The organism is Cyclobacterium plantarum, assembly GCF_011290685.1.
Lineage (GTDB): Bacteria > Bacteroidota > Bacteroidia > Cytophagales > Cyclobacteriaceae > Cyclobacterium > Cyclobacterium plantarum.
Genome location: NZ_JAANYN010000001.1, coordinates 224,890 through 231,226 on the forward strand (window position 1 = coordinate 224,890; position 6,337 = coordinate 231,226).

The 6,337-nt window shown below is 42.5% G+C and carries 7 protein-coding genes and 1 tRNA gene; 2 read left to right on the forward strand and 6 right to left on the reverse strand.

All coding sequences use genetic code 11. From position 1 onward, the window contains the following. Positions 1 to 761 precede the first annotated feature (761 nt). Positions 762 to 1,349, forward strand: coding sequence for a hypothetical protein (locus G9Q97_RS00940; RefSeq protein ID WP_166142234.1), 588 nt, complete (start codon positions 762 to 764; stop codon positions 1,347 to 1,349). Positions 1,350 to 1,617: 268 nt separating this feature from the next. Further along, complete coding sequence (locus tag G9Q97_RS00945; RefSeq protein WP_166142236.1) at positions 1,618 to 2,328, forward strand: LytR/AlgR family response regulator transcription factor; 711 nt, start codon at positions 1,618 to 1,620, stop codon at positions 2,326 to 2,328. Between the two features lie 21 nt (positions 2,329 to 2,349). Here G9Q97_RS00945 and G9Q97_RS00950 read toward each other — a convergent pair whose 3' ends face one another. The 6 genes from G9Q97_RS00950 to G9Q97_RS00975 form a co-directional block, all read right to left on the reverse strand. Beyond that, a complete protein-coding gene (locus G9Q97_RS00950; protein WP_166142238.1) occupies positions 2,350 to 2,619 on the reverse strand; it encodes a hypothetical protein in 270 nt (89 codons plus the stop codon). Beyond that, positions 2,616 to 3,239, reverse strand: coding sequence for a transposase (locus G9Q97_RS00955; protein ID WP_166142240.1), 624 nt, complete (start codon positions 3,237 to 3,239; stop codon positions 2,616 to 2,618). Before G9Q97_RS00955 ends, G9Q97_RS00950 begins: the two co-directional genes overlap by 4 nt. A gap of 305 nt (positions 3,240 to 3,544) precedes the next feature. Further along, entirely contained in the window at positions 3,545 to 5,128 is a 1,584-nt protein-coding gene (locus G9Q97_RS00960; RefSeq protein WP_166142242.1) for a fibronectin type III domain-containing protein, read from the reverse strand. A gap of 338 nt (positions 5,129 to 5,466) precedes the next feature. Next, entirely contained in the window at positions 5,467 to 5,805 is a 339-nt protein-coding gene (locus G9Q97_RS00965; RefSeq protein WP_166142244.1) for a GIY-YIG nuclease family protein, read from the reverse strand. A 99-nt stretch (positions 5,806 to 5,904) separates the two neighbouring features. Further along, positions 5,905 to 6,180: a GIY-YIG nuclease family protein gene (locus tag G9Q97_RS00970; RefSeq protein ID WP_166142246.1), complete on the reverse strand. Its 276-nt coding sequence runs from the start codon at positions 6,178 to 6,180 to the stop codon at positions 5,905 to 5,907. Positions 6,181 to 6,227: 47 nt separating this feature from the next. After that, positions 6,228 to 6,301: transfer RNA gene (locus G9Q97_RS00975), tRNA-Pro, on the reverse strand. Between the last annotated feature and the right edge of the window lie 36 nt (positions 6,302 to 6,337).

Here is a 6,337-nt window from a genome sequence, read left to right on the forward strand (position 1 = left end):
GGGTAAAAGAGTATTTATTCATATTCTCTGCAGATTCGAAATAACTTTCACCGCAAGGTTTTTCCGGTTCCTGCCTTTTAAATACGATAGGAGTATATCAAATACCTAAATCAAATCGGGTTTCGAAAAAATATTTTTCACTTGTTTTTAATTATTAGATTATCCTGGTTTTATAAATTGAACCCTAATCATATGAATTGGTTCTTTTTTCCTCTTTCTTTTTGTTCCCGATTCGCTTCGCTATTCGGGACAGGCTTTGAAACAAAAAGAAACAAACCCGCCTCCCGGAGGGCAGGAAATTCAAGACAAAAAAATCCTTCCTCCCGCCGTCCAGCCGCGCACCCTCCCGAAAAAAATCGGGACAGGCTTGGTTTTTTGTCGGCCCAACGCTCTTTTCGTATATCAATAAAATCTTCGTTTTGTTAATTAGCCGCTTAAATTTATTTGGACAGGTATCCCATCGACTAAAATAACACAGTAACTGTCTTTAGAAAATTCTATTTTTCCTGGATTGTTACATGTGATTCATCTAATATCCGGATAAATGGGGTTAATGCGTTGAGGTTTTCCCTTGTGAATAAAAGCACTTTATCCTATCGGCTGTAGATTCGCAAGAATTTTCACCGCAAGAATTTCCGGGTTCATCGCAAACTTTTTCAGGTTGATCTCCTTCCCGGAATCAGGCCCTTTATCCTCCTTATGTTTGTCCTGTAAATCATTCAACAACAGTCTGCCAGCTGGCAGGCATAAAACGAAAAAACATGAAAAACATAATGAAAATTTCCGCAATAGTCGCATTAGTAATTGTATCCTTAACCAGCATGACCCCTGTCCCAAGCAATACCCTGATCAGTAGCCATGAGGGTAAAAATCTGTTTTTTACCCTGGATTCCCAGGCTAAGTCCTCGATCATAAAAATTACAGATAAAACTGCCAATACCTTGTTTTATACAACCGTATACGACAACAATTATGCTAAAAAGTTTAACCTGGAACAACTGGCGTCAGGCACCTATTACTTTTCTATAGATAATCCTCAGGCCAGCGTGACGTATACGCTTGATGTCAAAGGTGACAAAATTGCCATCACCGAAAAAGAGGAAAAAATCGCGACTTCTGTCTTTAAAGTAATTGGAGACAAAGTAATTTTAACGTTATCGGACGAAGAGCTGAAAAAAGTGGACATAAAAATCACCAACAGCAGCGAAGACGAAATATTCAGTGCTTCTGAAAAGGTAGATGGAAGTTTTGATAAAGTTTTTAACTTTGAAAAAGCCATAAAAGACGAATATACCATCACCGTAAAAGATGGGAAAAAGACCTACTTCCAACATGTCACAGTAGGTTAATTCAGGAAAACCCAATTAAGGGGAATGGATTACCCCGGAGAAACCGGTCTTTACAGGTCGGTTTCTTTTTATGCCTTTTCAGGCGATACAAATTCAGGACAGCAATAATTTTCTTATTCAATTCTTATTCAAAATGCTTACCTTAGGCTAGCTGCGACACAAATCGTATGGAAAGTACAAATGCAATTAGTCAATATTACCAAACTCTATCCTCCTAAGGGTACGGGGAGCTGTTTTCCTGTACTATCGCAACAAACCATGAGAAGAGATGATAACCTGTATCGCCATAGATGACGAGCCACTGGCCCTGGAATTGCTAAAAGACTATATCAGCAAGGTACCCTTTTTAAAGTTGGTAGCGGTCTGCAGCGATGCTTTTGAAGCCATGGAAGCACTCCGCTTACATACTGTTGATCTGGTATTTGCCGATATCCAAATGCCTGATCTGACAGGATTTCAGTTTATTTCCAGCCTGAAGGTGAAACCCATTGTTATCTTCATCACCGCCTACAACCAATATGCCGTAGACAGTTATGACCTGGATGTGGTCGACTACCTGGTCAAGCCTGTGCCGCTGGAGCGGTTTATCAAAGCCTGCAACCGGGCCAGAGAACTTCATGAGTTGAAAACCAGCAAGTCCCCCTCCACTGCAAATACCCCCGACCATTTTTTTGCCAACGTGGATTACAGTCAACTCAAAATCAGGTTTGATGATATCCGCTGGTTGAAAGGTTATGGGGATTACATCAAATTTCACCTCAAAAGCCAGGAGCAGCCGCTGGTGGTACGGATGAGTTTCAAGGAGCTTGAAAGGATTTTACCGCCCGGGAAATTTATCCGCATCCATAAATCTTATTCCGTGGCGCTGGCAGAAATTACCGCTATTCGCAAAAACAGTCTTTTTTTGGGGGATCAGGAATTTTCTATCGGGGAGTCCTACCGGGAAGAGGTGGAGAAATGGGTTCGTAGCGGGAATTGAACCTGTGACGACATTGGTTAATTACCAGGTAATGTCCATCCGGACAAATCCCATTTCGTCCTCAAGATTTTCAAACAGCCATAATTTTCCATCCTTACTAAAATGAAAAGGAGGACGCGCGTCCATTGATTGAAAATGGTATTCTGCGATTAAGCTGAAATCTTTGGTTAAAACACTAAGGAATACAGCTGCACCTTTGGTGGGAGTATATAACTGTCCTTCTTTGTCAAGAGTGATTTTGCTGACATTATTCAGTTTACCCAAATTGATTTTTTCAATTGTAATGTTCATTTGCTATTAAATTTGTCACCCTTCCAATTTCCAGGATTGTTGATGATATAATCAGAAATCCGTTGATATGCTGCGTCATTTCTAATAATGTGATCGTGAAAACGGGATTGCCATCCATTTTCTAATCCCAAACGGTTGGCGTGTTTGGTAACGGCAGATTTGTAGGATCCAATTATTGACGAAACCGAATTTTTTCCGATATTTTGAAACCGGGTTTGTCCAAATGTAGGGGAATTTGGTATTTTGTTGTTCATTTGTTTCCATGGTATTTGCGACGATTGTAGGGACGGGGCATGCCCCGTCCCTACAACGTTCGGTCCATCAACACGTCCATCGTTTTCAACCTCCGGTTTATCCAATATCAATATTCCATGAATATGATTGGGCATAACCACAAAATCACCCAGTCCAACAAATGATGCATGGTTTGGGATTTCGTGCCACAAAATATCGGCAATCACACCCATGGGGGATAATTTCATTATCCCATTATCGATTTCACCAAAAAAATGTTCCCGCCCTCGGGTACATATGGTGATAAAATACGCCCCATTCCAACCGTAATCCCACCATTGGGCACGGGCTGATGCATTGCGGTATTTGTTTTTATACCTATCCATGATAACAGACTGAAAGTTAGACCAAAAAAGGAAAAATGTGCTTATTGGGTTTCATAACCGCTGTTTCCTTTTCTTCTCATTTGCCACCACCCAACGGTATCTCAATCTAATAGGTTTTTGGGTTTTTTGAAAGAATTTTTTACCAACTGCTCAGGAACCCTCTAAATTCATAATGAATTATTCAGAACCCATTGGGTTTTAATATAGTCCAAGTGACCAAAAAATCGCTGAAACAGTCAAAATAAATAGGGTAGTCTTTTAGGGGTCAGTATACTCCGGATTATTTAAAACCAAGGAGTCAATTATCAGTTGTCTTCGGTCTGAAACGTCCTAACTTCCGACCAATCACTCCAATTCAGGTTTTGATCACGGTAACGAACCCGCCAATAATACCTGGTATTGGGCGCAAGTCGCTCCGTTTTTTCATCCGTTAAGTCATCGTCCTTTTGTCGGTTTTCTTTGTAATACCAATTTTGAAATTGATGCCAGCTCTCAAATTCCAATTTTTCAAAACCCGTTGATGTTGACAGCTGCCAATGTGAAGCTGCGTGAAACGTACCCGAATAATCGCTGGTGAAGGGCCCGGCTTTCAAAACGGCACCGTTGATGGAAACCCCTGATCCAGTCGGCGAAATGGCTTCTGGGGTATTCGGCTTTCGTTCTTTTCTCCATACGGTAATGCTATCTCTCAATTCATTCTCCCGGTGCTCCATGGTATTGCCGCGGCTGATTCGTTTGATGGTAAATTTTGGATCGCTTCTATCGCCGTCTACAGACACCATGACAAATCCGTACTCATCTTGCGTAACGGTAAACTCGTCGTAATCTTTACCTTCAAATTCACCCCAGTTATCGATGGCACCTCCTGCTGAGGCCACGTTGATCCAGAGGTGTTTGTGGTCCCTGGACTGTCCCCGGGAATATCCGTGGGTATGGCCAAAAAAGTGAATACTGGGCTTCCCGGTTCTGGTTGAAAATTGTTCCAATGCTTCAACGATTCGCCCGGTAAAGTCTTCTTCGCCCGGAATCCAAAGTTCTGACTTAAACGGATGATGCAATTGCGCAAAAACGAAATCGATTTTATCATCCTTTTCTGTGTCAGCCAATAGTTCTTTTAGCCAATCCAATTGTTCCCGCAGATCCCTGTAACCATCGTTTGAGTCCAAACCAATTACCCGGGTGTTGCCGTAATCTTTGTACCACCAATGTTCTGCATAGGCAGGCGTGCCGTTCTCAGGCAAACTAAAATACTTGAAGTAGTATACGGAATTGCGCTCATGGTTTCCGGGTACGGGATATACCGGTACTTGGGCGAATAGTTTCTCTGCGGGCTTAAAAAAATGCTCTTTCCATTGAAAAAATTTAGCGCCATTTTCTACCAGATCTCCCGGTATCAGCACCATTGCCAGGTTATCGGGTAGGGACCCTCCAAACTCTTTTTCAAGATAGCCAATCACCCCCTCGTTCAACACTTCCCTAAATTTATCAGGTTGATTGTGGTCATACTGCATATCGCTCATCGCAACCAACTTAAAATCTTTACCGTCGCTAGAAAAGGGAGGTGTTTTAAATTGAAAAATATCTGACCGGGCATTTCCGGTACGCACCCGGTAATAGTATTCGGTAAACCGTTCCAAGCCGGTAATTTTAACGGTATGTACCCGTACATCGTCAAAATTGATTGCTTCAGAAGTACCGGAAACTTTTTCGCTTAGATTGGGACTGGTACCCCATTCCACGATACTCTCTTCTCCCTCGGATGTTTGCCACATGACAATTGCCGAATTTGGCTCCACATCTTGTAGGTAGGGTTTGATTTCTATCACCTGTGCCAGGGATTGAAAGCAGATACCCGCAAACAATGCGAATAAAGCTGATTTGAATGCCATTTTCAATTTGCTAATTACCTTTTTCGTTGATTACAAAAATTGCGCGCTGAAAAAACTCCAAGCAGGAATTTATTATGCACAAGGCAAGGTACTATTTTCGCAATAAAAAAAGTAAACCAGCCTTGAAATTGGCGGATAATTCTCCAGGGTCCTGCTTTCCCATTGCCTTCATGAAAAGTCAGATATCATCCCCTTCTCCTATTCTTTAGGCGGTTCCGCATACGGTTGGTCTGGTGTTGCGGAATGCATCAGCAATGTAGCGTAAAATAATGATTGATGTATAGACAAGCCTGACCTTTGTCCTCGATAAGCATTCAAGGAAATCTGTATGATGTACGTTACCCTGGTTGGGTTGCCCTGACTGGCATCTGGATTCGCTCTGTTTGAACACCTGACTCTAATCCGGATACGCTACTTGGCTGCTGAGGGTTGATATCTTTACCGATTGTCTGAAGGTACAGTTTACTTCCCAGGTTTTTTACCTGTTTTTCTTTGGCTACTGCTGCTACACGATCGGCAACTTTTTCAAAATGTACCATTTCCCAAGGTATACCTGCTTTGGTGGACTTGTTCCGGCCGGAATTGTGTCGCAGGATCCTCTCCTCGAGGTTTTGCGTCTGTCCCACGTAAAAACGGTCTAAGGAAGCAGAGTACAATATGTAAACATAATATTCCATAAAAAAAAGCCAGACTGGATGGAATCCCAGTCTGGCTTAATTCTCGTCGGGGTGCCCTGACTGCGTCAGGATTCGCTCAATTTGAACATCTGACCCGAGTCAGGATACGTTACCGGAATCGTCTGGCCTGTCGGAATTGTTAATTCGCTGTAAATACCGTCTGCTGCCCAGATTTTTTATCTGCCGTTCTCTTTCCATTGCCTCATCCCGGCTAGAAACCTCTTCGCAATGAACCATTGTCCAGGGAATTCCTCCTTTGGTGGATTTGTTTCTGCCGGAATTGTGTCGCAGGATCCTCTCCTCGAGGTTGTGCGTCTGTCCCACGTAAAAACGGTCTAAGGAAGCAGAGTACAATATGTAAACATAATATTCCATAAAAAAAAAGCCAGACTGGATGGAATCCCAGTCTGGCTTAACTCTCGTCGGGGTGGCGGGATTTGAACCCACGACCCCTTGCACCCCATGCAAGTACGCTACCGGACTGCGCTACACCCCGAGATTTATTTATTATTAATCACTTTTTCAATTTTAA

What these genes read in the sequence shown, in the direction of transcription:
- G9Q97_RS00940 (WP_166142234.1), top strand. Translation starts at nt 762, where the DNA reads ATGAAAAACATAATGAAAATTTCCGCAATAGTCGCATTAGTAATTGTA.
- G9Q97_RS00945 (WP_166142236.1), top strand. Translation starts at nt 1,618, where the DNA reads ATGATAACCTGTATCGCCATAGATGACGAGCCACTGGCCCTGGAATTG.
- G9Q97_RS00950 (WP_166142238.1), bottom strand. Translation starts at nt 2,619, where the DNA reads ATGAACATTACAATTGAAAAAATCAATTTGGGTAAACTGAATAATGTC.
- G9Q97_RS00955 (WP_166142240.1), bottom strand. Translation starts at nt 3,239, where the DNA reads ATGGATAGGTATAAAAACAAATACCGCAATGCATCAGCCCGTGCCCAA.
- G9Q97_RS00960 (WP_166142242.1), bottom strand. Translation starts at nt 5,128, where the DNA reads ATGGCATTCAAATCAGCTTTATTCGCATTGTTTGCGGGTATCTGCTTT.
- G9Q97_RS00965 (WP_166142244.1), bottom strand. Translation starts at nt 5,805, where the DNA reads ATGGAATATTATGTTTACATATTGTACTCTGCTTCCTTAGACCGTTTT.
- G9Q97_RS00970 (WP_166142246.1), bottom strand. Translation starts at nt 6,180, where the DNA reads ATGGAATATTATGTTTACATATTGTACTCTGCTTCCTTAGACCGTTTT.